The organism is Curtobacterium sp. MCBD17_019 (genome assembly GCF_003234555.1).
Classification (GTDB): domain Bacteria; phylum Actinomycetota; class Actinomycetes; order Actinomycetales; family Microbacteriaceae; genus Curtobacterium.
This window is the reverse complement of the sequence record NZ_QKTT01000005.1, coordinates 46,431-71,983: the sequence shown is the minus strand read 5'-3', so window position 1 is coordinate 71,983 and position 25,553 is coordinate 46,431. Positions and strand designations below refer to the sequence as shown.

The 25,553-nt window shown below is 72.8% G+C and carries 27 protein-coding genes; 19 read left to right on the top strand and 8 right to left on the bottom strand.

Annotated elements, in window-relative coordinates; all coding sequences use genetic code 11:
- The first annotated feature begins 176 nt into the window (after positions 1 to 176).
- From DEI82_RS15960 to DEI82_RS06460, 3 genes are all read left to right on the top strand, one after another.
- Complete coding sequence (locus DEI82_RS15960) at positions 177 to 461, top strand: hypothetical protein (protein ID WP_146242848.1); 285 nt, start codon at positions 177 to 179, stop codon at positions 459 to 461.
- 207 nt (positions 462 to 668) lie between these two features.
- A complete protein-coding gene (locus tag DEI82_RS16185; RefSeq protein WP_181435124.1) occupies positions 669 to 845 on the top strand; it encodes a hypothetical protein in 177 nt (58 codons plus the stop codon).
- Between the two features lie 182 nt (positions 846 to 1,027).
- A complete protein-coding gene (locus DEI82_RS06460; protein ID WP_111036173.1) occupies positions 1,028 to 1,276 on the top strand; it encodes a hypothetical protein in 249 nt (82 codons plus the stop codon).
- Between the two features lie 121 nt (positions 1,277 to 1,397).
- Here the strand turns inward: DEI82_RS06460 and DEI82_RS06455 are convergent, their stop codons facing one another.
- Positions 1,398 to 1,613 (bottom strand): hypothetical protein, encoded by a 216-nt coding sequence (locus tag DEI82_RS06455; protein ID WP_111036172.1) that lies wholly within the window; start codon positions 1,611 to 1,613, stop codon positions 1,398 to 1,400.
- A gap of 24 nt (positions 1,614 to 1,637) precedes the next feature.
- Between DEI82_RS06455 and DEI82_RS06450 the strand changes: the two genes are divergently transcribed.
- Positions 1,638 to 1,838, top strand: a complete 201-nt coding sequence (locus tag DEI82_RS06450) for a hypothetical protein (RefSeq protein ID WP_111036171.1) — start codon at positions 1,638 to 1,640, stop codon at positions 1,836 to 1,838.
- A 1,403-nt stretch (positions 1,839 to 3,241) separates the two neighbouring features.
- Here the strand turns inward: DEI82_RS06450 and DEI82_RS16485 are convergent.
- From DEI82_RS16485 to DEI82_RS06440, 3 genes are read right to left on the bottom strand one after another with little or no spacing between them, the layout of a single operon-like run.
- Positions 3,242 to 3,364 (bottom strand): hypothetical protein, encoded by a 123-nt coding sequence (locus DEI82_RS16485; RefSeq protein WP_258370120.1) that lies wholly within the window; start codon positions 3,362 to 3,364, stop codon positions 3,242 to 3,244.
- Between the two features lie 42 nt (positions 3,365 to 3,406).
- Positions 3,407 to 4,291, bottom strand: a complete 885-nt coding sequence (locus DEI82_RS06445) for a glycosyltransferase (RefSeq protein ID WP_111036330.1) — start codon at positions 4,289 to 4,291, stop codon at positions 3,407 to 3,409.
- A gap of 59 nt (positions 4,292 to 4,350) precedes the next feature.
- A complete protein-coding gene (locus DEI82_RS06440; protein WP_111010678.1) occupies positions 4,351 to 5,232 on the bottom strand; it encodes a manganese catalase family protein in 882 nt (293 codons plus the stop codon).
- Positions 5,233 to 5,606: 374 nt separating this feature from the next.
- Between DEI82_RS06440 and DEI82_RS06435 the strand changes: the two genes are divergently transcribed.
- The 3 genes from DEI82_RS06435 to DEI82_RS06425 are packed head-to-tail and all read left to right on the top strand — an operon-like array spanning position 5,607 to position 7,539.
- On the top strand, positions 5,607 to 6,458 hold the full coding sequence (locus tag DEI82_RS06435; RefSeq protein WP_111010679.1) for a hypothetical protein: 852 nt from the start codon (positions 5,607 to 5,609) through the stop codon (positions 6,456 to 6,458).
- Positions 6,455 to 6,949, top strand: a complete 495-nt coding sequence (locus DEI82_RS06430; protein WP_111010680.1) for a phage holin family protein — start codon at positions 6,455 to 6,457, stop codon at positions 6,947 to 6,949. The genes DEI82_RS06435 and DEI82_RS06430 overlap by 4 nt, the downstream gene beginning before the upstream one ends.
- Positions 6,946 to 7,539: a DUF3618 domain-containing protein gene (locus tag DEI82_RS06425; RefSeq protein ID WP_111010681.1), complete on the top strand. Its 594-nt coding sequence runs from the start codon at positions 6,946 to 6,948 to the stop codon at positions 7,537 to 7,539. Before DEI82_RS06430 ends, DEI82_RS06425 begins: the two co-directional genes overlap by 4 nt.
- Here the strand turns inward: DEI82_RS06425 and DEI82_RS06420 are convergent.
- Positions 7,493 to 7,939, bottom strand: coding sequence for a PqqD family protein (locus DEI82_RS06420; RefSeq protein ID WP_181435123.1), 447 nt, complete (start codon positions 7,937 to 7,939; stop codon positions 7,493 to 7,495). The two genes, DEI82_RS06425 and DEI82_RS06420, sit on opposite strands and share 47 nt — an antisense overlap.
- Positions 7,940 to 8,198: 259 nt before the next feature.
- On the opposite strand from DEI82_RS06420, the gene DEI82_RS06415 reads away from it, so the two are divergent.
- From DEI82_RS06415 to DEI82_RS06375, 9 genes are all read left to right on the top strand, one after another.
- Complete coding sequence (locus tag DEI82_RS06415; RefSeq protein ID WP_111036169.1) at positions 8,199 to 8,822, top strand: hypothetical protein; 624 nt, start codon at positions 8,199 to 8,201, stop codon at positions 8,820 to 8,822.
- Positions 8,815 to 9,810 carry an LCP family protein gene (locus DEI82_RS06410; RefSeq protein WP_111036168.1) on the top strand — a complete coding sequence of 332 codons (996 nt, stop codon included), beginning with the start codon at positions 8,815 to 8,817 and terminating at the stop codon, positions 9,808 to 9,810. The genes DEI82_RS06415 and DEI82_RS06410 overlap by 8 nt, the downstream gene beginning before the upstream one ends.
- Position 9,811: 1 nt before the next feature.
- Positions 9,812 to 11,278, top strand: coding sequence for a sugar transferase (locus DEI82_RS06405; RefSeq protein WP_111036167.1), 1,467 nt, complete (start codon positions 9,812 to 9,814; stop codon positions 11,276 to 11,278).
- On the top strand, positions 11,278 to 12,072 hold the full coding sequence (locus tag DEI82_RS06400) for a WecB/TagA/CpsF family glycosyltransferase (RefSeq protein WP_111036166.1): 795 nt from the start codon (positions 11,278 to 11,280) through the stop codon (positions 12,070 to 12,072). Before DEI82_RS06405 ends, DEI82_RS06400 begins: the two co-directional genes overlap by 1 nt.
- A complete protein-coding gene (locus DEI82_RS06395; protein ID WP_111036165.1) occupies positions 12,069 to 13,121 on the top strand; it encodes a glycosyltransferase in 1,053 nt (350 codons plus the stop codon). The genes DEI82_RS06400 and DEI82_RS06395 overlap by 4 nt, the downstream gene beginning before the upstream one ends.
- A 141-nt stretch (positions 13,122 to 13,262) precedes the next feature.
- Entirely contained in the window at positions 13,263 to 14,939 is a 1,677-nt protein-coding gene (locus DEI82_RS06390; protein ID WP_111036164.1) for a polysaccharide biosynthesis tyrosine autokinase, read from the top strand.
- The gene (locus tag DEI82_RS06385; protein ID WP_111036163.1) at positions 14,936 to 15,847 is read left to right on the top strand and encodes a nucleotidyltransferase family protein; all 912 of its coding nucleotides are present in this window, start codon (positions 14,936 to 14,938) and stop codon (positions 15,845 to 15,847) included. The genes DEI82_RS06390 and DEI82_RS06385 overlap by 4 nt, the downstream gene beginning before the upstream one ends.
- A gap of 1,615 nt (positions 15,848 to 17,462) precedes the next feature.
- On the top strand, positions 17,463 to 20,921 hold the full coding sequence (locus DEI82_RS06380) for an acyltransferase family protein (RefSeq protein ID WP_146242846.1): 3,459 nt from the start codon (positions 17,463 to 17,465) through the stop codon (positions 20,919 to 20,921).
- The gene (locus DEI82_RS06375; RefSeq protein ID WP_111036161.1) at positions 20,918 to 22,165 is read left to right on the top strand and encodes a PqqD family protein; all 1,248 of its coding nucleotides are present in this window, start codon (positions 20,918 to 20,920) and stop codon (positions 22,163 to 22,165) included. Before DEI82_RS06380 ends, DEI82_RS06375 begins: the two co-directional genes overlap by 4 nt.
- Here DEI82_RS06375 and DEI82_RS06370 read toward each other — a convergent pair.
- Positions 22,125 to 23,006 carry an NAD(P)H-hydrate dehydratase gene (locus tag DEI82_RS06370; RefSeq protein WP_111036160.1) on the bottom strand — a complete coding sequence of 294 codons (882 nt, stop codon included), beginning with the start codon at positions 23,004 to 23,006 and terminating at the stop codon, positions 22,125 to 22,127. The two genes, DEI82_RS06375 and DEI82_RS06370, sit on opposite strands and share 41 nt — an antisense overlap.
- Positions 22,993 to 23,754: a histidine phosphatase family protein gene (locus DEI82_RS06365; protein ID WP_111036159.1), complete on the bottom strand. Its 762-nt coding sequence runs from the start codon at positions 23,752 to 23,754 to the stop codon at positions 22,993 to 22,995. The genes DEI82_RS06370 and DEI82_RS06365 overlap by 14 nt, the downstream gene beginning before the upstream one ends.
- A gap of 130 nt (positions 23,755 to 23,884) precedes the next feature.
- Between DEI82_RS06365 and DEI82_RS06360 the strand changes: the two genes are divergently transcribed.
- Genes DEI82_RS06360 through DEI82_RS06350 form a run of 3 tightly spaced genes read left to right on the top strand, consistent with a single transcriptional unit; the run spans position 23,885 to position 25,400 of the window.
- Positions 23,885 to 24,469 (top strand): RNA polymerase sigma factor, encoded by a 585-nt coding sequence (locus DEI82_RS06360; RefSeq protein ID WP_111010693.1) that lies wholly within the window; start codon positions 23,885 to 23,887, stop codon positions 24,467 to 24,469.
- Positions 24,466 to 25,089, top strand: a complete 624-nt coding sequence (locus tag DEI82_RS06355) for a hypothetical protein (RefSeq protein ID WP_146242845.1) — start codon at positions 24,466 to 24,468, stop codon at positions 25,087 to 25,089. The genes DEI82_RS06360 and DEI82_RS06355 overlap by 4 nt, the downstream gene beginning before the upstream one ends.
- Positions 25,086 to 25,400, top strand: coding sequence for a hypothetical protein (locus tag DEI82_RS06350; protein WP_111013048.1), 315 nt, complete (start codon positions 25,086 to 25,088; stop codon positions 25,398 to 25,400). The genes DEI82_RS06355 and DEI82_RS06350 overlap by 4 nt, the downstream gene beginning before the upstream one ends.
- Positions 25,401 to 25,421: 21 nt before the next feature.
- On the opposite strand, the gene DEI82_RS16480 is transcribed toward DEI82_RS06350, so the two are convergent.
- Complete coding sequence (locus tag DEI82_RS16480) at positions 25,422 to 25,553, bottom strand: hypothetical protein (protein ID WP_258370121.1); 132 nt, start codon at positions 25,551 to 25,553, stop codon at positions 25,422 to 25,424.

Below are 25,553 nucleotides of genomic sequence, written 5' to 3'. Positions count from 1 at the left end.
GCGGCCGCCATAGGTTCGTCCATCAATATCTGGCGCAGGAAGAACAAGTCCTGAAGTCCGCAGAGCGCCCGACACTTGTCTTCCGTCCCAACCCAGTGTCGAGGTACGGAATGAGCGTTTGTTCATTCCTTGTGGCCGCGATAGGCGTGTTCACAGTCGTGGCGGACCGTCAACTCGTGGTGCTCGCCCTTGTGATGCTCATCCTCGGCGGCTGGGGTGGCAGCGCTTTCCTGTTCGCTCGAGTACGGTTGTTCTCGCGATACGCTCGATCAGTGGGATTCACCGGAGTCCGGACTATCCCCCGTGAAGCTGTTGTCGACGTGCAGGCGCTTCCCTTCATCGATTGGGTAGATGCAAAAGGCGTCCCGCGGCGATCCTGGCTCCTCACGTTCTTCGGCACGCCATCGGACGGATCGTCCAAGCAACAGCGCAGGACTGCCATCAGAGAATTCGAGGAATGACGGACGCATGAGTAGGTTGCTCGTCGTGACCCCTGACGAGAGGCGATCCTGATCGAAGCGGCACCGAGCAGCGCCTCCGCAGACCATCGAGGGCTGGCTCGCGGGGCCCGCCCCTCCTCGCAAAGAGGCGTGGCGCGTGTCCCGACAGGTGCCCGGTTGCCGATTGGTACACGGAGGCCCGTGCGTCCAGCGTCCACCAGGATCCGGGTGCACCGACGACAGTCTCTCGAGTTCCTTCTCATCGCGCTTGTTGTTGTGGCGGCCGTGGGCCTCGGTTGGATGATCGCTCCTCTGGCGATTCCCCTTCAGGCGGGGATGTTCACCTGCTATGCGTTCGGATCGCTGCCGGGCATCATCGTCCTGTTCATGCCAGTTCCGCGCTGAGATGATCCAGACCGTCGGGTGGAGTAGACGCCCTAGGGCAAACGGACCGTGGTCAGCGGTGGCACGTCCCCGTGGTCCGAGTACCTGCCCTTCGGATACTCCTACGTCGTCACACAGTACTGTTCTCAGTACGACTGACTGCCGGTCTCCCTCGAGCGCCCTGTGAGTACAGGACTGTGGCAATGAACAAATTCGTCGAAGTCTCCTTCCGTTACATAGCCCCCTTGCTCATCGCCAGCATGTCGACGATCTTCTTGTTCTCGTCCATCCGAGATATGCAGAATCATACCGGGGTGAAAAGCACTGAAGCGGCCGACGAGTGTGTTGTATGCTGCGTGGCGTTGGCCTTGTCAGTGGCGCTGTTCTTGATTGCGAATTTCACAAAGGCGCGTCATCAATGGCGACCACCGGTCGATGACGAGGAAGGGTGATCGGCGATCGTTCCGTCAACGTGCCGGTGGGGACCGCTATGGATGATCGCGAGCGCCGTCACAGGTGCTCTCTCACCCGCGTCGCTTCGAGCACTTCGCCGTACATTCACGTCGGCGCGGATCAGAACGAGCTGCCCAGCCAGACCACGCCGGGTGCGGACTCGTACACGTACGTGTACGGCATGAGCGGGCAGCTGCAGTCCCAGACCGGCAGCGCGCAGACGTCGTTCTTCTTCGACGATCCGACCGCGGGGCAGGTCCTCGACGCGATCAGCCCGGACCTGCAGGTGGGGTTGTACCTGGTGGACGGGATCGGGAATCCGGTCGGGATCCTCACCGCCGACGGCCAACGCGCCTACACGTGTCGTTCGACCCGTACGGGAACCGGACCGTCGTCAGCGGTGGCACGTCGCCGTGGTTCGAGTACCTGCTCTTCGGCTACAGGTTCGGGATCCGGATCACCGGCGACGGGCTCGTGAAGTTCGGTCTCCGCTGGTACCTTCCATCGCGGGCGGGTGGACGCAGGAGGAACAGTCGAGGGGCTGACAACTGGAGCTATTGACGGTGATCGCGGCGGTCAGTTGGCCAGGGACGCTGCCGATGGAGCAGAAACAGGAACGGTGACCGGTTTGCTTGGACCTGCCGGAAGAATCCTCCCGGAGTTCATCCGGGCATTCAAGTAGGAGTAGAACTTGAACCGTATTGCCGGCATCTACGGGATCATTAGTTTCGTCCTGCTAGCGTTAGTTCCAGTAGCGACGCCACGACCTTTATCATACGGGCCGTACTTTTGGGTCGGGGCAGTCCTATGCCTCGCTCTCGGAATCTTCTTCCTGCTGCGAGATCGAAAACTCAAGAGACGAAAATGACGCTCTTTTGGAGCGATGCGTCGCTGGAGCGGCGCGCCGCCATATCCTTTTGCGGGTGATGACCCCATCAATGCTATGGACCTGACTGGAAGATACAGCTTGCAGCACGCTCTGGTCGTTGCGAGCGCGACTGCGGTAGGTGCTGCACTTGGCGGTTGCGTAGCAAGATCCGCCGTAAGCATCTTCTCTGCGGAGGTGGCGGGATTACCTGATGTGACGGTGTTGCGCTCGTTCATCTGGGTCGGTGGAACCGCCTCCGCGGATCACGCGCCGCGGACGGGCGCGATGTGATGCCGGGCGGAGCGGGCATCGGCCTCAGCGTCGCCCCGTGGATGAGGGACGGCCGAGGCCCCGGATCCGTCCGGGGCCTCGTACTGCGCTCGGTCAGATCGTGGGCGAGTCCTCGTCCAGGTCCTCACCCTCGGCCTGCGAGGGCGCGTCCATGCCACCGTCAACGCTGGTACCTCCCCGTCGCGGGCGGGTGGAAGCAGGAAGACACCTTCGACGCACCCCTCGACCCCGGCAACGCCAACCGATACGCGTTTGTCGGCTGCGATCCCATCAACGGCTCGGCTCCCACCGGTCGTGTTTCGCAGTGCGGCCATGCCGTCACCGGTCCCGCGTTCTCGAGCCTCGGGCTCATCGCCTCCGGTGTCGGTATTGTTGGATCGGTTGCCGCTGAGATCCCGTCCCTCGGATGGTCGCCGGCGCTGGGAGTAGCCGGCGTCATTGGATTTGGAGCGTCAGCATACGGAGTGGCAGATGGGATCGGATCGGTGGCCAGTGCCTGCTAACGGAAGTAAGCGCTATAACTCAATCGTGTGCGCAATCCTCACGCCAGTTCTCGTGATCCTCGCAGTTTTCACCATTACCTCTGTACCCACTGGGTGGGGTTCATGGGTTGGGTTTCTTACGGCGACGGTCGCGGTGGGAGCGGGGCTGACGTTCCTCCTCGTATTCGGGCCGGCGCAACTGAGGCGACGACGTTAGGCCAGAGTCCCAAGCTGCAGCAGTCCCCGTTCGGTTGCGGCTTCAACTCGGACCGACACGTACGAGGCCCCGGATCCGTTCGGACCCGGGGCCTCGTGCTGCTCGGTCAGATCGTGGGCGAGTCCTCGTCCAGGTCCTCACCCTCGGCCTGCGAGGGCGCGTCCATGCCACCGTGCGTGGTGGCGTCCGCCTCGTCCTCGCCGCCGGCTTCCGATGTCGTGCGGGCCATGTCGGCCTCCTTCCGTGTGACGGGACCTGTGCCCGTCGAGGGTCACTGCGACGCGGCCGTGGGGGCCGCGTCACCACCCCGATCATGGCCTGGAGCGGTGCCGGTGCCCCGCAGTCTCGGCTCGTGCTCAGGGAGGCCAGGAGCCGAGGGGGTCTGACCAGCGGCGACTGGTGAGCCCGGCCACCCGACCGCGCGGCTCGGGACCGCGGGTGCGCGGAGCATCGTGAACCCGCGCCGGAACCACCGGTACCAGGGGAGTCCCGCGCGGCCGTGGGACCCGAGCGTGTGGAGCGCCTTGCGCGTGCGGACCACCAGCCCGCGGCGGTCCCGGAGCGGGTCGCTCGAGATCTCGGCGCGCAGTCCCGGATCGACGACGACGCGCCACGCCGGGTCGAGGTGGAGGCTCAGGTCGACGTCGTCGTGGAGCGCCGGGTCACGACGGTCCACCCGTGCGGACACACGGGTCCAGGCCGCGCGCGTGAACGCGGTGTTCGAGCCGAAGACCGGCGGTCGTGCGAGCGCGAGCCACATGAGCACGAAGTACGCCCGCATGTACGCGAGCTGCCAGAACGCGCGCGGGATCGGGCCGAGGTCCCGGAACCGCCCTGGTCCGGTCACCGCGACCACGCGCGGGTCCTCGAAGGCCCGGAGCGCACGGTCGACCCAGTCGGGTGGCAGCACCGAGTCGGCGTCGACGCGGGCGATCACGTCGCCGGAGGCCGCGTCGTACCCGCACGACGCGGCAGCCGCGATCCCCCGGACCGGCTCGTGGAGCACGGTGGCACCGGCCGCGAGGGCGACGGCGACGCTGTCGTCGGTGCTGCCGTTGTCGACGACGATGACCTCGTCGACGGGCACGGTCTGCACCGCGACGGACGCGAGGCACCGTCGGAGCACGGAGGCGTCATCGAGGACGGGGACCACCATCGACACGTGAGGTCGACGGTGGTCCCCGTCACGGCGGCGGCGTCGGCCGCCGGAGCGCGTCACTCCTTGTTTCGCCGGTCCTGCGACAGGGCGGCCTTCTGCTCGACCTTGTTCGGGGTCGGGGTGGTGCCGTAGTAGCGAGCGTCGACCAGCGTGGGCGGGGGCATCGGCACCGAGGTGGTGGGCCCGTCGTGGTAGGTGTACTCGCCCTTGCCGTCGAACGAGGGGCCGCTCGCCCAGCGTCCCTCGGCCGCGGCGGCGCCGTCGGAGAAGTTGAGGTACTGGTAGTTGACCTCCTGGTCCTCCTTCTTCTGCGCGAAGTTGCTCGGGACCGGGAAGTCCTCGTAGCCCTCTTCGCGGAGCTCGGCGGCGGCGGTCGCCCACATGTTCTGGTGCATGGTGTCGCGGGCGATGAGGAACGACAGCAGGTCGCGGATCCCGTGGTCGTCCGTCATGTGGTAGAGCCGGGCGGCCTGGATGCGCCCCTGCATCTCCGCGTTCTCGTTCGCCGTGAAGTCGGCGAGGAGGTTGCCACTCGCCGTGATGTACGAGCCCTGCCACGGGTTCCCGTTGCTGTCGACCGGGCGTGCCCCGGCGCCGGCGACGATCGCGTGCTGGACGTCCATGCCTCCGATGACGGCGGCGACGGTCGGGTCGTCCTGCACGGCCTCCTTGGTGATGCCGAGCGGGGCCTTCTCGAGCAGCTGGGCGATCATCGTCGCGAGCATCTCGACGTGACCGAGCTCCTCGGCGCCGATCCCGAAGACGAGGTCCCGGTACTTGCCGGGGATGTGCATGTTCCAGGCCTGGAACTGGTACTGCAGCGCGACCGAGATCTCGCCGTACTGGCCACCGAGGACCTCCTGCAGCTTCCGCGCGTAGACGGCGTCGGGCTTGCTCGGCGTGGACTTGAACTGCAATTCCTGCTTGTGGAAGTACATCCTGTGTCTCTCCTTCAGCTCGCGTCGGTGCCGGGCGGGTCCCGGCGCTCACGACGCGTGGTCTGGACCGTAGGCCGCGTTCCCTCGCCACCCATGCAGGTTGTCCCCCGTCGGACGGGAGGCGCGGTGCGGCCCCGCCCCGGCCATCCCGTCCGGATTTCCGGGAGTCAGCGAGGCCCACCTGGGCGTCCGGGGGACGAATGGTGCGTCATCCGGCCGCCTCGTGGCGGCGGGATGGGCCCAGAACGGGGGACAAGATCCCTGTCCCACCCCTGAGAGTCCGAACGCTCCCAGGCGAGAACGCGCACGGTGGGTGACACGCCAGACCGGGATGACGCCTGTCCTCCCGGACCCGCGAACAGGGAAGGAACGTCATGAGCACATACCCACCGGAGAACGACATCCCGAACGACACCCCGATCTACGACCGGGCCGTGCCGACCGGGTCGCTCGCCGACGACGACCTCATCGACGACGAGCTCGTCGTCGACGACACGACGGACACCACCTACTCCGGCGTCCACGTCCCGTCCTACGGAACGGACAGCGCGAGCGACTCCGGCGGCTCCGGCAAGGCCGACGCCGCCAAGGGCGCAGCCCAGAACGTCGCCGGTGACGCCAAGCAGTCGGCCGCGCAGGTCGCGGGCGTCGCCAAGGAGCAGGCGTCCCGAGTCGCCTCGGAGGCCACGGACCACGCCAAGGAACTCCTCGGCCAGGCGACGTCGAGCCTCAAGGACCAGGCGGGCCAGCAGCAGCAGCGCGCCGCCGGCGGACTCCGCACGATCAGCGACCAGCTCTCGTCGATGGCCGAGAACGCCGACGACGGCATCGCGGGCAAGGTCGTCCGCGACCTCTCGAACCGCGCCGGCAGCGTCGCGGGCTACCTCGAGGGTCGCGACCCGGGCTCGCTGATCGACGAGGTCCGCTCCTTCGCGGCCCGTCGTCCGGGCACCTTCATCGCCATCGCCGCCGGAGCGGGCATCCTCGCCGGTCGCCTCACCAAGGCGCTGACGACGGAGATCAAGCACGAGAAGGAAGCCGAGGCCTTCGGTGGCGCCACCGGCGGCGACTCGTCCTCGTACGACGCCACGTCGACGAGCACCTACTCGACCGTCACCGACACGGACTACGGCACGACCGGCGCTGCGTACGGCACGACGGACCCGGTCGAGACCGAGTACGACCGCGGCACGGGTGCCGGGTACGGCACCGGAGGCGTGGCATGAGCCAGACCACCCCGGGTGGCGTCCCGGGCGGTGTGCCCGGCGCGGGCTACACCGCCGGCGCCACCGCCGCGTCGCGGCCGAACGAAGCCGCCGAGGAGCGCGCCGCCACGACGCCGCTCGGTGAGCTGCTGACGGACGTCTCGAAGGACCTGTCGAACCTGTTCCGCCAGGAGGTCGCGCTCGCCAAGGCCGAGCTGACCGAGTCGGCGAAGAAGGCCGGCAAGGGCGCTGGGATGTTCGGTGGAGCCGGTCTGACCGCGCTCTTCGCCCTCCTCTTCATCTCCATCGCCGCGTGGTGGGCCCTCGGGTTCCTCGTGAACAACGCCTGGTCGGCGCTCATCATCGCGGTGATCTACGGCATCATCGCCGCGATCCTCGCGATGCAGGGCCGCAAGTCGATGAAGGAGATCCAGGGCGCCCCGCAGACGGTCGAGACCGCCAAGGAGATCCCCGACACCCTCAAGCCGCACACCAACGGGAGGAACGCATGAGCACCCCAGACGAGATCCGCGCCGAGATCGAGCGCACCCGTGGCAACCTCGGGTCGGACGTCGATGCACTCGCCGACAAGGTGAGCCCGTCGTCGATCGCCCACCGCCAGACCGAGAAGGTGCGCGAGCGCATCGGCTCCGTCCGCGACAGCGTGATGGGCACGGTCGACGCCGCCAAGAGCAAGGTCCAGTCCGGCACGAGCAGCGCCTCGGGCTCCGTCTCGGGCGCCTCCGACTCCGCCAAGGGCGCTGCCCGTTCGGCCGTCGGCAAGGCCAAGGGCAACCCGCTCGCCGTCGGCCTCATCGCCTTCGGTGCGGGCTGGCTCGCCTCGTCCCTCATCCCGGCCTCCTCGAAGGAAGAGGACCTCGCCGGCCAGCTGAAGGACCAGGCCGCACCGCTCGTGGACAAGGCCAAGGGCGTCGGGCAGGACATCGCCTCCGACCTCAAGGACACCGCGCAGGAGCACGTGCAGGACCTCAAGGGCACGGCGCAGGACGCCGCGTCGACGGTCAAGGACGAGGCGCAGTCCTCGGCCTCGGACGTCAAGGACAGCGCCCAGAGCGCCAAGGACGACGTCCAGAACGCGTAGTCGTCCCGACGCTCCACCCCCACGGACCGGCCCGGGTGCCGTGGTCAGACCGGATGGTCTCGACCACGGCCCCGGGCCGGTCCGTTCGTGTGTCCGGGACGGGCTCGACCTCGACGAGCCCCGCGGCGGCGAGTTCCCCGAGGAACGCCGCCACCTGCCCCGCCACCGTCTCCGGGTCGACGTCCGGGTACCACCGCGCCACCCGGGTGGCCACGTCCTCGACGGTCGTGCCCTCGTCCAGCTCGGACCAGACGACCGCAGCGCTGCCGGCGAGCACGTGCAGGTCGCACCGCGCGGGATCGGTGACCACCACCCGCTCGGCGTCGCCGACCGCCGCGACCCGCGCCCGTCGGCGGACCCAGCGACGGGGCGGCCCTGCCGTCCGTTCGTCGTCGTCCATGCGGACCTCCTCCTCGGCTGCGCATGCTAGCGCCGACCTCCCGGTCAGCCGTGGGCGCGCTCCGGGGGGTGAGTCCGCGCGCCGGACCCTCATCACGGCCGCTCCGGTGAGCGGACGACGGCACCCGCGCCGCGGGACGTGAACTGACGGGTGACCCGGTGCCGGGCCTCCCGGACGCCCACCGCGCACGCCCCTGATCGAGCCGCGTCGTGACCGTACGGTCACCGCGACCGACCCGATCGAGGAGGGGATCGTCGCGATGACCACACCGCCGTCCACATGCACACGGCCGTCGCCGTGGGAGCGTGCCGCGCCGCCCGAGCCGAGCGACGGGCGGACGCGTGTCGTCGTGGTGTGCGCGGCGAACCTCGCGCGCTCCCCACTCGTCGAGCGTCTGCTGCAGGCCGAGCTCGACGCCCGGGCCCCCGGGCGCTTCGCGGTCTCGAGCTGCGGGGTGCGGGTGCTCGAGCGCGGCGCGATGGTGCCGGGTGTGCGTCGGATGTTGCGCGACCGGGGGCTGGACGCGTCCGGCCATCGGGCATCACCGCTCCAGGCGACCCGGCTCCGGGGTGCGACACTCGTGCTCACGGCCGAGGAGGCCCACTCCGTCGCCGTGCTCGAGCGCGTGCCGGCGCTGCTCAACCGGACGTTCACCGTGCTCGAGTTCGCGGCGATCGCGCGTCACCACCGCGCGCGCGGGTCCGACCCGGCGGGGCTCCTCCAGCGAGCGGGCTCCCTGCGGGCCGCGGTGACGGCGGAGGGCGGCGATCGCGATCTCATCGACCCGGTCGGTCCGGACCCGGCGCGTCTCGGGGCGCTCGAGGCACAACTCGGTGACGCCGTCACGGTGATCGCGGACGCGCTGGCGGCGACCCGTGGCTGAGCGGCGGCGGGTCCTGCGCCGGGTGTCGTTCGCGGTCGTGATCCTCGTCGTGCTGCCGCTCGTCGCGGCGGCCGCGGTCGTGCTGCTGGTGCAGACCGGGTACCGGTCCGACGTCCGGACCCTCGACACCGATCCGTTCCCGAGAGGGGAGCGTCCGGCGGCGTCCCGGGCCTCCGAGAACGTGCTGCTCATCGGCTCGGACACCCGCGGACGCCTCGGCGACATCGCGGGCGGCGGTCCGACCGGGCAGCGCTCGGACACGCTCATGCTCGTCCACCTCCCGGCCGACGGCGACGACGTCCAGGTCATGTCGATCATGCGCGACCTCTGGGTGCCGATCCCCGGGCACGGCGAGGGCAAGGTGAACGCCGCGTTCTCCCTCGGCGGGGTCCCGCTGACGATCCGCACCGTGGAGGCGCTCCTCGACGTCCGCATCGACCACGTCGCGGTCGTCGACTTCGCCGGATTCGCGGCCATGTCGTCGACGCTCGGTGGTGTCGACGTCGTGTCGCCCAAGGCCTTCACGAGCCGGAACATGCCGGGCTACCGGTTCACGGCCGGCGTCAACCACGTGGCCGGGCAGCGCGCGCTCGCCTTCGTGCGCGAACGGTACGCGTTCCCCGACGCGGACCACCAGCGCGTGCGCAACCAACAGTCGTTCCTCCGCGGTGTCCTCGACCGCCTGGCCGACCGGGACGGCCTGCACGACCTCGGCCGGGTGCGGGCGTTCCTGGGTGCGACGGGACGGTCCGTGACGGTGGACCCCGGCCTCACGTTCACCCGCGCGGTGCGCATCGGCTGGCGACTCCGATCGGTCCGACCGGACGACGTGGCCTTCTTCACGCTGCCGACGCTCGGCAGCGGGACGAGCGCGGACGGTCAGTCGATCGTGCTGCAGGACCGGACCGCGGTCGCCGAGATCGGCAGCGCTCTGCGGCACGACACCCTCGGCGACTGGGTCGACCACCACCACACCGAGGAGCGGTGACGTGGCGCACACGATCGCGACGGCCGCGGTCGGCGGACACCGGGAGGCGCGACCCGGCACCGCGACACCGCTCCCGACCCGGACGATGGCCGCCACCGAGGCCGTGAGTCTGCTCGCCGCGACCCTCGGATCGCAGTTCCTCCGGTTCGGGTTCGACGGGAACGGCGTGCAGATCGGGTTCGTCGGGCTCGACTACACCGAGTTCTCGGTGCTCCTGTCGGGGCTGTGGTTCGTCCTCCTCCTCGTCGTCCGGGCCGGGCGGTCCCCCGAGGACCGCTTCGTGTCGTCACCCGGCGCGTTCCGCGACCTCACCCGCACCACCGTCGTCGTCGTGCTCGTGCTCGCCGTGTCCTCCGCGATCACGCAGACGGAGATCTCGCGGGGGTACCTGCTCGTGGCCGTCCCGCTCGGCCTCGTCGCGCTCGTCGCCGACCGGGTGGCCTGGCGCGCGTGGGTCCGTCGTGTGCGCGAGCGCGGCCGGATGTGCCGCTCGACACTCGTCATCGGTCCGTCCGACTCGGTGGCGGCCGTCCGTGACCTGGTCGACCGCGACCCGGGTGCCGGGCTCCGCGTCGTCCGGACGTTGGTCACCGACGGCCCCGTCGGGGCGAGTGCGCGCCGCGCCGGACCCGAGGCGCTGCACGCGCGCGTCGAGCAGCTCGTCGACGAGCTCGGCCCGGACGCGGTGCTCGTCGTCGGCGGGCACGGTGACGAGTTCGCGCGGGAGCTCTCCTGGGCCCTCGAGGCCGACGGTGTCCAGCTGCTCGTTGCGCCGCAGGTCGGACCGGTCGCGACGCAGCGCCTCCAGACGGTCACGCTCGCCGGGCACGCCCTGATCGCCGTCGAACCGCCCCCGCGGTCCGGCCTCCCGCACGTGGCGAAGCGGGCGTTCGACGTCGTGGCGAGTGCCCTGGGGCTGGTCCTCGCTGCGCCCTTCATCGTGCTCGTCGCCCTCGCGGTACGACTCGACAGTCCGGGGCCCGCGTTCTTCACCCAGCAGCGCGTCGGCCAGGGCGGACGGCCGTTCACGATCGTCAAGTTCCGGACGATGGTGCCGGGCGCGGACCGACTGCAGGGCGACCTCCGCGCCGAGAACGAACACGGCTCCGGACCGCTGTTCAAGATGCGGGACGACCCGCGCGTGACCCGGCTCGGCCGCTTCCTCCGGCGCTGGTCGGTGGACGAGGTCCCACAGCTCGTCAACGTCCTGCTCGGTCACATGAGCCTCGTGGGGCCGCGGCCACCACTGCCGTCCGAGGTGGCGACGTACGGGGACCGGGCACGACGGCGCCTCCTGACGAAGCCGGGGCTGACGGGCCCGTGGCAGGTCGGGGGTCGCTCGGACCTCCCGTGGGAGGACGGCCTCCACCTCGACCTCCTGTACGTCGAGAACTGGTCCCTCATGGGCGACCTGGTCGTCCTGGCCCGGACGGTCGGTGCCGTCCTCCGCGCACGGGGAGCCTACTGATGGCGTCGGGACGCACACCGCTCCTCCGGGTCGCGCCCGACGCCGTCCTGCTCGCCGACGAGCCGCTGTTCCGGGGGGACGTGCGCGACCTCCTCGACGAGGTCGACCGGCGGCGGGGCACCGGTCGGACGCTCGTGACGACACCGAACGTCGACCAGGTGCTCGTGCTGCGGAACGACGAGGCGGCGCGCCGTGCGCACGCGCGGGCGGACCTGCGGACGGTCGACGGCCTCCCGATCGTCGCGTTGGCGCGACTGCTCGGCGACCACACCGTGCGTCGGGTCACCGGGGCGGACCTCCTCGTCGCGTGCAGCGCGGCCTCCGCCGAGCGGGGGTGGCGGATCGTCGTCACCGGTGGAGCACCGGGCACGGCCGTCCGCGCGGCGGAGCGACTCCGGACGCAGCACCCCGGCGCAGACGTCCAGGACGTGCCGTTCCCGGACCTCGCGGGCGGCGAGGACGGCGGCACGGTCGTCGAGCGGCTCCGGGCGATCCGCCCCGACGTCGTCTTCCTCTGCCTCGGGTCGCCGAAGCAGGAGGCGTGGTTCCTCCGGTGGGAGGACGCACTGCCCGACGCGGTCTACGTCGGCGCCGGCGCGGCGGTCGACTTCGCCGCCGGCGCCCGGCGCCGTGCACCCGTGCTCGTCCAGCGCCTCGGTCTGGAGTGGTCCTGGCGGCTGCTGCAGGAACCGCGCCGCCTCGCTCACCGCTACCTGGTCCGGGGCCCGGCGTTCCTGCTCGTGGTCGCGCGGTCGCTCCTGGCCGCACGCGAGCGTCGACCGGACCGGGCATGAGCGCTCGACCCAGGGACGCCGTGCCCGACGTGACCGTCGTCGCCGCGCTGTTCCGGCCCGGTCGGTTGCTCGACGGGTTCCTCGACCGGGCCGCGGCCCTCCTCACCGCGGGCGTCGAGCTCGTCCTGGTCGACGACGGGTCCGGTGACGGCACCGCCGAGCGCCTCCGTCGGTGGGCGGTCGACCGCCCCGACGTGCAGGTGCTCGAGAACGCGACGAACTCCGGGGTGGCCGCGAGCCGCAACCGCGCGGTCCGGCTCGCCCGCGGTACGTGGGTGTGGTTCGTCGACCACGACGACCGGTGGGAGCCCGGAGCACCGACGCGGCTCCTCGACGCGGCGACCGACGACGTCGACCTCGTCGTGTGTCGGGCCGACTTCCGCACCGACCCGCTCCGCCCCGGCCGGATCGTCGACGGTGTCCCCGTGCCGCGCGTCGCGACCGGTCCCGAGGCGCTCGTCATGCTGCTCGAGGGCACCATCGACGGCTTCCTGTGGTCGAAGCTCGTCCGCCGCTCGGTCCTCGGGGACGCCCCCTTCCCGCACCTGCCGTCGCAGAGCGACGTCGCGGGTCTCGCCCCGGTGCTCGCCGCCGCGCGACGGGTCCGGTTCGTCCCGGACGTGCTCTACCACTGGGTCCACCGTCCCGGCTCGGTCTCGCGGTCCAGGACGCCCGCGCTCGACGCCCTGGAGGCCGCCCACGCCGCCGTCGTCGCGGCCGCGGACTCCGTGGCGCCGGTCGACGCACCGGCGCTCGCCGACCCGGCACGCCGCGAGGAGCTCCTGACCTGGTTCACGTGCTGGTTCCGGTGCCGCGCGCTCGTCGTCACGCCGGGGCGCCAGCACGCGCCCTGGTCGGTCCGGCGCGCCGGGGTGCGTCGCGCCCGACGAGCCCTGCACGGTCGTCGGCTCGGTGGCGTCCATCCGCGGTCGACCTCGGTGTGGCTCCTCATGTGGGCGGTCCGCGTCGCACCGCTCCTGGTGGTCGGCGTGCTGCCCCTGCTCTTCGCGGTGCACGACGCCCGGGTGGCCGGACGGCCCCGCGGGTGAGGCCGCGTCCAAGGCGGGTGAGGCCGTGGGGGATCCCACCGCCCGGCGATCGCCGGGAACGTGCGTGCGCCCGGGCGGGCCACCCACGCCGGGACGGAGACTGCCCTGATCCCGCCCCGACCACGACCCGGAGGACCACGCATGGCTCCCGACGCACGTCCCGACGAGCGGACCTCCCGGACCCTGGCCGACTACGTGCGCATGTTCCGGACGTACTGGTTCGGCGCGGTGCTCATCGTCCTGGCCTGCGTCGCCGCGGCCGGTGCGTGGACGCTCACGCAACCGCGGGTGTACACCTCCGAGGCCTCCGGTTTCGTGCGGGTCGCGGGCAACGGCGACGCCAACCTCGACTACGCCGCCGACCAGTTGTCGAAGTCCCAGGCCGAGACGTACGTCGAGCTCGGTGGTTCGCTGGCGGTCGCGAAACGGGTGGTCCGGGCGACCGGCACCAGTGCATCTCCGCAGGAGCTGCTCGGCCGCGTGCAGACCCGCCTGCCGGAGGGCACGGCGATCATCGACGTCACCGCGAGCGGCGCGACCCCGCGCGAGTCCGCCGACCTCGCGGACGCGTGGATCGCGGGCATGGGGCGGCAGATCGCCGCGATCCAGTCGTCGGGGGAGGCGCTCGCCTCGGCGACGACGAAGCTCGTCCCGTTGGCCTCCGCCACCGTCCCGACGTCGCCGACGTCGCCGGACGTGCGCGCGGCGGTGACGCTCGGGGTGCTCGTCGGCCTGCTCCTGGCGTCGGTGTACGTCCTCGTGCGGCAGGCCCTCGACCGGCGCATCCGCTCGGCCGCAGCGATCGAGGCCGCGTTCGGTGTCCCCGTGCTCGGGACCATCCCGCTCAACCCCGCCCTGACCGACCACCGGCAACTCGTCGACGCCCTGCCGAACCGCACCCCCGAGGAGCGACGGGTCAACTTCGCGACGTCCGAGGCCCTCCGCGAGCTGCGCACCAACCTGTCCTACGTCCACGTCGACGAGCGCCCGAAGGTCCTCGTCGTCACGAGTCCGCTCCCGGGCGACGGCAAGTCGACGATCGCGGCGAACCTCGCCCGGTCCCTCGCCGTGACGTCCACCGGGCGGGTCGTGCTCATCGACTGCGATCTCCGGCGACCCGTGCTGTCGGCGGTCTTCGGCGTGGCCCGGGGCGCGGGCCTCACCGACGTGCTGTCCGGACGCGCGGACCTCGCCGACGTCATGCAGCAGACCGACGACGTCGGCAACCTGTGGATCGTCGGGTCCGGCCGCGTTCCACCGAACCCGAGCGAGCTGCTCGGGTCGCGGATGTTCCGGGACATCCTCGCCTCGCTCGGGGAACACGCGACGGTGGTCCTCGACGCGCCGCCGATCCTCGCCGTCACCGACGCCGTCGTGCTCGCGGCCGGTGCGGACGGCCTCGTGGTGACGGTCTCGGCGCAGGGCACCACGATCGACCAGCTCGGACGGGCGCTGCAGCTCGTGGCCCGGGGTGGGGGGACCGTGCTGGGTGCGGTGCTCAACCGGGTCCCGACGCGCGGGCAGGACGCGCGCGACTACGGCTACTACGGCGGCGCGTACTACGCGGGGGACGACGACGGGTCGGAGTCCGCTCCCGGCACGGACGGCGGCGGGGAACACGGCACGGACGGCGACGCGGAAGCGCGCGCAGCCCGCGCGTCCGGCGGGTCTCGGCTCACGCCCTCCCTGCCCGACCGGGACGCCTCGGTCCCACGCTCGCCCGTGGTGTCCCCGTACGATCCGTCCCTCGAGCTCCCCTCGCGCCGGAGCCGGCGGCGGGCGGCGGCGGTCGGTGGGACCGACGACACCCGGCCGTGACGGCCGCAGCACGGCTGGACGCGCGTGCCACCGTCGAGCTGGCGCACGCCGTCGTGGCGGACGCCGCGGCCGTCGCCGGTGTCCCGTTCCTGGTCCTCAAGGGCCTCGGCGCTCAGCACCACGGCCTCCAGGACCGACACCGGGTCCCGGCGGACGTCGACGTCCTCGTGCCACCGCGCGGCGTTCCGGTGATGACCGCCGAGCTCGAGCGCCGTGGGTGGCGCCGACGGCCCGCGGACGCGGACGACGTGACGTTCAGCCGCCACTCCGTCACGCTGTTCCGCAGCGGGTGGAGCTGCGACCTGGACGTGCACGACCGGTTCCCGGGCTTCGGGACGGACACCGACGCGGTGTTCGCCCGGCTCTGGAGGACCCGGTGTACGCTCGTCGTCGCCGGGGCGTCCGTCCCGGTCCCGGACCTGCCCGAGGCGGTCCTCGTGCAGGCGCTGCACTGCCTCCGGAGCATCACCGTCCCCCGTCACGCGGAGGAGTACGCGCACCTCGTCGAGCGGACGGCCGGCGACGGGACCCCGGCCCTGCTCGCGCCGACCGTCCTCGACGCGGCCCGCGCGCTCGGAGCAGTGCCCGCGGCGCGGCCGTTCCTCACCGACGCGTTCGGCATCGAGCTCGACGACTGGGGTGTGCCCGACCTGCGGTGGCGCCTGCTGACGGCCGCGTCGTCACCCCACGCGCGGCGGCTGCTCGCGCTCGTCGAGGCGCCGTGGCGCGAGCGACTCCGCGTGGTCCGGGTCGCCCTGCTCCCACCACGGGAGACGCTGGAGAAACGGGGACTCGGAGGGCTCGACCGCCTCGGCCTGCTCGCGGCCTACGCCCGCCGACTGTGGCGTGGCGTGCGGTTCCTGCCGTCCGCGGCCCGGGAGGCCCGACGCGCGCGGGACCGCGGCTGACGGTCCGGCGCCGGCCTGCTCGGGCACCGCGTCCAGGCCGCCTCTGCCCGGCCCGTCGGCACGGTCGAAGCGGGGCAACGCGAGCGTGAACGTCAGGAGGATCCCGGCCTGCAACCACACGAGGAGGTCGAACGAGAACCCCATCCCGAACCAGAGCAGGACGAGGGCCCGGCCCTGCGCGTCCGCCCGGACGGCCACGACGACGACCACGGCGAGGAACACGGCCAGGCCGGCGACGCCGGTGGTGCCGAGCAGGTACACCGGGAGGTCGTCCACCACCTGCAGCCCGTACGTCGTCTCGATGAGGTGGTCGGCGAACAGCCGGGTCTCGCTGCCGAACCCGGTGCCCCAGAGCGACTCGGCCAGGGGACGGGCGAGCAACCGGGGGACCGCGGAGATCGAGGTCGAGCGGTGGATCCAGGAGCCGGAGGACAGGAGCTCGGTCGTGACCGTGGAGATCCCGAAGTCGAGCACGGCCACGATGCCCCCGACGATCGCCGTGAGGACCACGTTCCTGGCCCACCGGCCGATCCCGCGCCCGTGGACCGCGTGCAGGAGGACCCCGAGGACGGCGCAGAGGACCGCGCTGCGGGTACCGGAGAGGAACACGCCGACCGCGGCGACGAGGAGCGCGACGCTCCGGACGGCGCCGGACATGCCGATGCGGTTGCTCCACGCCACCACGACCGCGATCGCCTCGAACGTCCCGAACACGATCGGCTGCCCCATCGACCCCTGGCCGCGTTCCCACACGTCGCCCGTCAGGGGGTTCGGGCGGGAGACCCCACCACGCTGACCCCAGATGGGCGTGGCACCCGTGACCAGGTCGACGGCGGTCCACGCGACCTCGACGGCGGCGATGACGAGCACGGCGATGAGGACGATGCGGAGGCCGCGGGCGTCGAGGTGCGCCGTGACGAGGGCGACCACCACGGCGGTGCCGAAGTACACCGTGAGACGCGAGGTCGAGTACGACCCCGCGAGGAGGGCGCCGACGCCGATCCACACCCAGAGGGCGGTCGGGACGAGGAAGCGCGGCGCGGTCAGGTCCGACACCGCCCCGACTCGGGCGACGGCGACGAGCAGGACGACCGCGCAGAGCGCGAAGGCCGGCACCCAGACGGTGCGCGGCGCACTGTTGTTGCCGACCACGGCCGTGACCGCGAGCGTGAGCACGAGTGCCCAGGCGCGCACGGTGGCCGCCGGCACGAGCACGAGGAACGCGACGACGACCAGGAGCCCGGCGGACGCGGCCAGGGCGAGGACGGTGACGGGTGGCACACCGTTTCCTATCGCCCCGGGAGCGCCGCACTCGCGCCCTCCCGAGGGCCAGCGGCCGTCCGGGAGGCCCGGATCACCGCCTCGGTCACCCTCCCGCCGCCGGCATGGTCCGGGCCCTCACCGGCACGCCGCGGGTGGCACCGAGGCGGCGCACCGGGTGACGCGGCGCGCCGCCGGGTGAGTCCGCCCCGGGGACGGGTGACCGCGGAGGCGAACCGGGACCGGCGGAGTCCCGGACAGCCGTGGCCGTGCCCCTCGGGACCGGGCGCGGGGACCGATCATCGGCGGGGTGCGACCGGCAGCGGGGTCGCCCGGGACGAGGGACGGGGACGCGGTGACGGATCGACCAGGGAAGCGACGCGACGTCGAGGGACTCCGGGCGGTCGCGGTGCTCGCCGTCGTGGCGGACCACACGCTCCACGCACCGCGCGGCGGCTTCGTCGGGGTCGACGTCTTCTTCGTGATCAGCGGGTTCCTCATCACCGGGTTGCTCCTGCGTGAGCACGGACGGACCGGGACGATCTCGATCGTCGGCTTCACCCGACACCGCATCCGGCGCATCCTGCCGGCGGCGGTCCTCGTGCTCGCCGTGACCGCCGCCGCGACGGCCCTGGTCCTCGGTCCGGCACGGTGGGACACGGTGCGGTGGGACGCACTCGCGGCGGCCGTCCTCGTCGCGAACTGGCACTTCGCCGCCACGGGGACCGACTACTTCCAGGCAGACGGGCCGACCTCGCCGCTGCAGCACTTCTGGTCCCTGTCGGTCGAGGAGCAGTTCTACCTCGTGTGGCCGTGGGTGCTCCTCGGTGTGCTGACCCTCGCCGCGCGTCGGCGACGGGGCGTCGGCACCGGCCGGACCGCGGTGCCGGCGGCCGTGGCGGTCGCGGTGCTCGGCGCCGCGTCGGTCGCCTGGTCGGCGTACGAGACGGCAGCGTCCCCCACGGTCGCCTACTTCTCGACGCCCTCCCGGGCGTGGGAGCTGCTCCTCGGGGCGGCTCTCGCGGTCGTCGCGCCCGCACTCGAGCACCTGCCGACGGCCGTCCGGCACGTCCTGGCGTGGGCCGGACTCGCCGCGATCGCGACCGCGCTCGCCCTCACCGACGCGGACCGGGGATTCCCGATGCCCGGCGCCGTCCTGCCCGTGCTCGGTGCCGTCGCGGTCCTCGCCGCCGGGATCGGGCGGGACCGTCGGCGGTGGGCACCGCTCACCGATCGGGTGTCCGGGTCCCTCGGCGACCTGTCGTACTCGATCTACCTCTGGCACTTCCCCGTCGTCGTCGTGTTCGGGCCGTACCTGCTGTTCGTGCTCGGCGAGGACCGGCCGGACGTCCGGTGGGTCGCGGGCGTGCTCGCGCTCACCGCGGTGACGTCGGTGCTCGGGTACCACCTGGTCGAGCGGCCGGTGCTCCGGAGCGAGTGGCTCGCCGACCGGGCGGCGTCCCGGCGACGGCGGCGGCCCTCCCGGCTCGTCTGGTCGGCGACGGCGATCGCGATCACCGGTGCCGTGGTGCTCAGCGCCGTGACCCTGAACGGCGCCCAGGGTGCGGTCGACGTCCGCACGGACGGTGCGGGCGCGGCTGCGGCCGACGGCGGATCGTCCGGCACCGCGTCCGGCGGGTCGTCCGGTGCGCAGGCCGCGCTCAGCCGCGCGATCACCGCCGCACTGCGGGCCCGGTCCTGGCCGGCCGACCTGACGCCCTCGGTGTCCCGTGCCGCCGACGAGACCCTGCCCGGCAACACGGCGCGCTGCGGCTCGGCCGCTTGGCTCCCGGCCGCCGACTGCACGTTCGGCGACCCCGCTGCGCCGCACCACGCCGTGCTCGTGGGGGACTCCATCGCCCAGGCCTACGTCCCGGCGCTCGCCGCGATCCTCGGGACGGGGGACTGGTCGCTCCGGATCACGTCGATGTACGCCTGCCCGTTCATCGACCGCGAGGTCGGCAACGTCGCGAAGCAGACCGCCATCTGCGCCGACCGACGGGCGAAGGAGGTCCAGGTCGTCCGGGACACCGAGCCGGACCTCGTCGTCGTCGCGAACACGGTCGTCCGCGGAGCCGACCGCAGCACGGGCTCGACGACGAGCGCGGTCGCCTGGAACGAGGCGTTCCGCGCGGAGTTGGAGCAGATCCTCCCCGCTGCGGACCACGTCGTCGTGCTCGCCCCGCCGCCGCCCGACAAGGACATCGAGGACTGCTACAGCAACTTCGCCGGCCCGAGCGCCTGCGTGAGCTCGGTGTCGGCATCCTCCTGGTTGTCCATGGCCTCGGACCAGATCGTGCTGATGAAGGCGCTGCACGGGTCGTTCGTCGACACGCGCCCGTGGTTCTGCGACGACGACGGCGCATGCCCGGCGTTCGTCGGGAACCTGCTCGTCAAGAAGGACCAGGCGCACCCCACCGCGGCGTACGTCGAACACCTCACACCCGTCATCCGCGCCGCGCTCGAGCACGCGGGCGTCCTCGAGACCCCCGCGTCGTCGTCGCCCTCACCGTCGGCCACGACCGCCGGAGCGTCCACGCCTGCCCCGGGTGACGACACGCGGGATGCGGACCGCGGGGACGCGACGCCCGGGGTGAACGCCAGGGACCCGCGGGCGACCGACGTCCGGTCCAGCCGCGGTGGCGCACTCCGTCGGTCGTACCGTCCCGCCATGACCACCACCGGCACGGCTCCCCACCGGCTGCTCCCGCGCGGCGCCGACCCGGGCACTGACCCCGGCGCGCACCACGGCCCGGACGCGGACCGGCGGCTCCGCGTGCTCCACGTCCTCGACGCCTTCACCGCGGGCGGCGCGCAGCGCGTCGCGCTCGACCTGGCCGCCTGGACGGGACGGCGCGGCGTCGAGAGCGCCTTCGTCGGCCGTCCGGGGCCCCTGGTCGACCGCGTTCCGCCGCGCGCCGACGTCCACGTCGTGACGGGCGCCGGCCCGCTCGCCGAACTGCTCGGCATCCGCCGCGCGGTGGCGTCCGTCCGACCGGACGTCGTGCACGCGCACCAACGCCGGGGCGCGCTGCTCGCGCGGATCGCGGTGGCCGGCACCGGCGCGCGCGTGGTCGAGCACGCGCACACCTGCCTGCCCCGCGCACGGATGCGGCACCTCTCGTTCCGGAGCGAACGGGTCTTCGCCGTCAGTGAGCAGGTCCGCCGGATGGTGCTCGACCTCGGCACGCCGGCGGACCGCGTCACGTTCGTCGGCAACGTGCCCTCCGCGCTGGTGGACGCGCCGGTGCGTCCCTGGGACGTCCACGCCCCGCTCCGGGTCCTCGGCGTCGGTCGCCTCACCGAGCAGAAGGACCCCCGCCGCTTCGTCCGGGTGGTCGCGGCCCTGGCCCGGCACCGTCCGGTCCGGGCGACGTGGCTCGGCACCGGTCCGCTCCGCGACGACGTGGTGTGGCTGGCGCAGGTGCTCGGCGCACCGGTCGCGTTCCCGGGTGCCGTCGACGACGTCACGGCGGCCCTGGACGCATCCGACGTGCTCCTCATGACCTCGGCTTGGGAGGGCCTGCCGCTCGTCGTGCTCGAGGCCTTCGCCCGCCGTCGGCCCGTGGTCGCGACCGCCGCGGTCGGGTCCCCCGGGGTCCTCGACGACGGCCGCGCGGTCGTGGTGCCCGATGACGCCGACGACGAGACCGTCGCCCACCGGGTGCTCGCCGCGATCGACGACCCAGCCGAGATCCACCGCACCCTCGCGGCGGCGGCCCGACATCTCGACACCGCCGCCCGGCCCGAGCAGGTGTTCGGCCCCGTGCTGTCCGCGTACCGCGCGCTCGCCGGGGCGGGAGACCGGCGGTGACCGGGCCCACCCTCGGGGCGCTCAGCGTCGCGACCGTCGACGAGCCGATCGTCCTCGACGTCCTCGGCGCCCGGGTGGCGCTCCGCCTGCACGGACTCGACGAGGACGGCCGCGATCGCGTCCTCGCGGACTGGTCCTGGTGCCGGACCCCGCACCGCGCGTCGGCGACGTCGACGACGGTGCACGCCGTGCTCGCGGCACCGGCGCCCGCCCCCGGTGCCGCCGCGGTCCCGGACGGCACCTCCGGGGCCCCGGACGGGCCCGGATCGATCGTCGTCCGGGCCGCGGACGTGGACACGCTCCGTGACCGGCTCGCGCGGGCGCTCACCCTGCACGCGATCGACGCCCGTGCCGCGGACCTCCTGCTGCTGCACGCCGCCGCGGTGTGTGATCCCGTGACCGGCGCGACGGTGGCGCTCGTCGGACGCTCCGGCAGCGGCAAGACGACGGCCGCGCAGGTACTCGGGCGCACCTTCGCGTACGTGACGGACGAGACGCTCGGCGTGCAGGACGACGGGACGGTCGTGCCGTACCCCAAGCCGTTGTCGGTGGTGCGGGCCGGATCGCCGAAGGCGCAGGTCGGGCCGGACGTCGCCGGTCTCGTCCGGTCGGCGGGACCGGCGCCCTGGCTCGCCGCCGTGCTGCTGCTCGATCGCGATCCGTCCCTGCCGTCGGCGCTGCTCGAACCCGTGCGCGTCACCGAGGTCGTCGAGCCGCTCTTCGGGCAGATCAGCTACCTGTCCCGCCGCGGACGTCCGCTGGCGCGGCTCCGGCGCCTCGTCGACGCGACCGGCGGCCTGCGGGTGCTCCGGTACGCGGAGGCCCGGGACCTCGCGCCGGTCGTCGGTGGCGTCCTCGCCGGCGTGTCGGGGCGTCCGGCGGCCACGCTCGGGGCGGTCCGTACGGTCACCGAGGCGTCATCGTCCGGACTCGCCGATCCCGGGGCGTCCGTCCGCCGCGCCGCCGTCACGGACTGGGTCGGCGACGGGGACGACGTGCTCGTCCTGCACGCGGACCGGCTCCACGTCCTGCAGGCCGTCGGTGCCGCGGTGTGGACCGCGCTCGCCCGGCCCCGGTCCCTGGACGCCCTGGTGCGGCACGCGGTCGAACGGTTCGGCACCCCCGAGGGCGCGGACCCGTCGCTCCTCGTCGCCCGGGTCGTCGAGGAACTCCGGGCGTCCGGGCTCGTGGAGACCGGTCCTGCTACGCCCCGTGCTCCACGAGCACCCGCGGCAGCTCGGTGACGAGTTCGCTCGCCAGGTAGCCCATCGGACCGACCTGCACCGCGAGCCGGTCCCCGGCCGCCGCGTGCACGTGGGTCGCCCACACGGCCGCCTGGACGGGGGTCGCCCCCCGTGCCGCGAGGCCCGCGATCGCGCCGGACAGCACGTCGCCGCTCCCGCTCGTGCCGAGACCTCCGGTGCCGGTCCCCATGGCCCAGGTCGTGCCTCCCGGTTCGGCGATGACGCTCTGGCAGGAGACGACGGCGCCGAACCGATCGGCGATCTCGGCGAGGTCGGAGGCCAGGTCGTCCTTGTCGACGTCGCGGCCGAGCAGGCGCCCGGCCTCCGATGTGTTCGGGGTCATGACGAGCCGCCCCCGGAGCGGCGCGAGGTCCTCGGCGACCGACGGGGCGACCCCGAGCGCGAACGCGTCGAGCACGACCACCGTGTCGTCACCGACCAGGCCCGGGAGGCGCCGCACGAGTTCCCGGGTCCCGTCCGGCTCGTCGAGTCCCGGCCCGAGCAGCACGGCGTCCGCGGCGGACAGGTCGTCGCCCGCGCCGTCGAGCGCGTCCCCGCGGACGTGGCCGTCGTCGTCCTCGACGAGCGGGACCACCCCGGACTCCGGGATGGCGACGGCGACGTGGGGTGCGACCGACTCCGCGATGGCGAGGGTGAGCCTCCCGGCCCCGACGCGGAGCGCGGCGAGCGCGGAGAGCATGGCGGCGCCGGGCGTGCGCGCGGCCCCGCCGACGACGACCACCTGGCCGCGGCCGTACTTCGAGCCGCCCGGAGCGGGCAGCGGCCAGTCGCGCAGGACGTTCGGGGTGACGATCTTCGATGAGCGGTCAGTGGCCGGCATGGGCGTCCTCGCTTCCGCGGTTGGGGATCGAGCCCTCGTGCTCGGTGACGGGCGTGTCCAGGTCGTCGAGGTGGTCGACGGCGGAGAACTCCTCGAGCCGCCAGGGGGCGCCGACGCGGTCCCTGGTCAGGCGCGTGAGCGACGCGTTCGCGACGGTGTGGGTCCGGGCGAAGTCGAGGAGGGCGGCCTCGTCCATCCCCGTGCAGATCGCGACCGTGAGCATGACGACCGCGTCGTGGGCGGCCAGGACGAGTCGCTGCACGTCGTGCTGCGCGTCGACGTCGTGCAGGACGGAGCGGAGTCGGAGCATCACGTCCACCCAGGACTCACCGCCCGCGGGCCGGTGGTAGTACTTGCCGAGCCAGCGTCGCCGCTCCGCCTCGTCCGGGAACAGGTGGCGCACGCCGGTGCTCGTGAGCAGGTCGAGCACGCCGAGCTCGCGGTCGCGGAGTCGTTCGTCCACCTGCAGGACCGCGGGCACCTCGGCGGTGTCGAGGGCGATCCGGATCGTCTCCTGCGCGCGGTGGTACGACGACACCCAGACCGCGAACGGAACGCTGTCGACCTGCCGGTCGGTCAGCCCCGCCCCGAGCGCCCGTGCCTGCCGCTCGCCGAGCGAACTGAGCGGCACGTCGGCGTCCCGGTGGTCCACGACGATGCGGTCCTGCCCGGCCCGCTCGGCCTCCGCCGCCGCGACGTTCGCCGTCGACTCGCCGTGCCGTACCAACCAGAGCTCCGTGACGTCCATGCGTCCCACCGTAGGCCGCGACGTCCGCCGGGGTTCCCGGCGCCCGGACAACCCGCCGGACGGGTGGCAGCATCGGCCGGGAGGCGCGGCACCGGTCCGTCGTCCCCCTCACCACCGGAAGCGGGTGTGCATGGCCGACGCCCTCGATCCCGTCGCACCCGTGACCCGCCCGGTGGTCCTCGAGGACGTCGACGACGGACTCCTCGCCGAACGTGCGGGCGACGGGGACGTCCGCGCGTTCGAGGTCCTGGTCCGTCGGCACGGACCGCTCCTCCGAGCGGTCGCGTTCCGCGCGCTCGGCCGGACGGACGAGGTGGACGACGTCGTGCAGGACGCCTTCGTGGCCGCCTGGCGGCAGCTGCCCACGATGACGGACCCGTCCGCGATCCGTGCGTGGTTGCTCCGGGTCGTGGCGCGCCGCGCGGCGGACCGGCACCGGGCCTCCCGACCGCACGGCGAGCTCGACGACGACGTCGCGGCCGAGGAGCACGCGACCCCGCACCGGATCGTCGAGGCGCGGTCGGCGACCGAGGCGATGGCCGCGGTGCTCGCCGACCTGCCGGAACGGCAGCAGCGGTGCTGGCTCCTCAAGGAGGTCGTGGGCGAGTCGTACGAGGAGATCGCGGAGGACCTGGGCGTCCCGGTGTCGACCGTCCGAGGGCTACTCTCGCGGGCACGGAGGACCATGATGAGCCGGATGGAGGCGTGGCGATGACCGATGCAGCACCGCCCGACGACCCCGCCGTCCTGGCGCTCGAGCCGGACCAGCTCGACGGCCACAGCGTCGACGAGCTCGTCGACTACCTCGATCGCGGCATGGAGCCGCCGGAGCCGACGATCGACGGCTCCCCCGCGTGCCAGAACGCGCTCGCGGCGATCGCGCGCCTCCGTGCGGTGTCGACCGCGCTCCTCGAGCAGGAGGGCCGGGTCGCGTCCGACCACGACGACGCGTGGGTCGGGAACGTGATCGCCGCCATCACGACGGAGGCCCAGGCCGGTCGCGACGTCCCGCTCGCCCCCATGGCGCCCACCGAACACGCCGCCCTCACCGAGGGTGCGATCCGTGCGCTCGTCCGTCGCGCCGCGGACGGGGTGGACGGGTTGGTCGTCGGACGGTGCTCCCTGCTGGGCGACGTCACCGAACTCGACGCTCCCGTGACCGTCAGCGTCACCGCGTCGCTCGTCTGGGGGCGGTCTGTCCGCACGGCCGTGACGGCCCTGCGCCGGGCGGTCGCCCGGGAACTCGCCGCGCACACCGAACTGCGGGTGGCCGGGATCGACGTCGTCGTGCGCGACGTCCACGTCCCTCGGGACGGCCAGGAGGAGGACCGATGACCGGCAGCGGACGACCGGACCTCGAAGCCGAACTCGCGACCCTGGTGGGTGCGGTGCCCGGCGTCGAGCAGGTCTACCGTCGCGGCGTCGTCCGTGCGGCGGCGGCCGGTGCACGTCGACTGGTGGGCGCGGGGGCCACGGACGCACTGGTCGAGGTCAGCCGCGACGGAGTGACCATGACGATCGCCGTCGACGGGATCCGGCCGACCGTCGAGGTCGTCCACGCGGTCCACGACGCGGTCATGGAGCATCTGACGCAGGTCGGCCTCGCGGTCCCCGTGATCGTCGTGCGGGTCGGCCGGATCGGGTGAACGGACGACCCGCAGGGCGGGTCAGCGGCGGCGTCGGGACGCCGCAGCGCGGCGCTGCTTCGCCTTCGCCAGCGCGCGCTGGACCTGGGGGTCACGCCGCGCGTGGCGGACGATCCCGACGATGACCGGCAGGTACCGGAGCAATGCGAACAC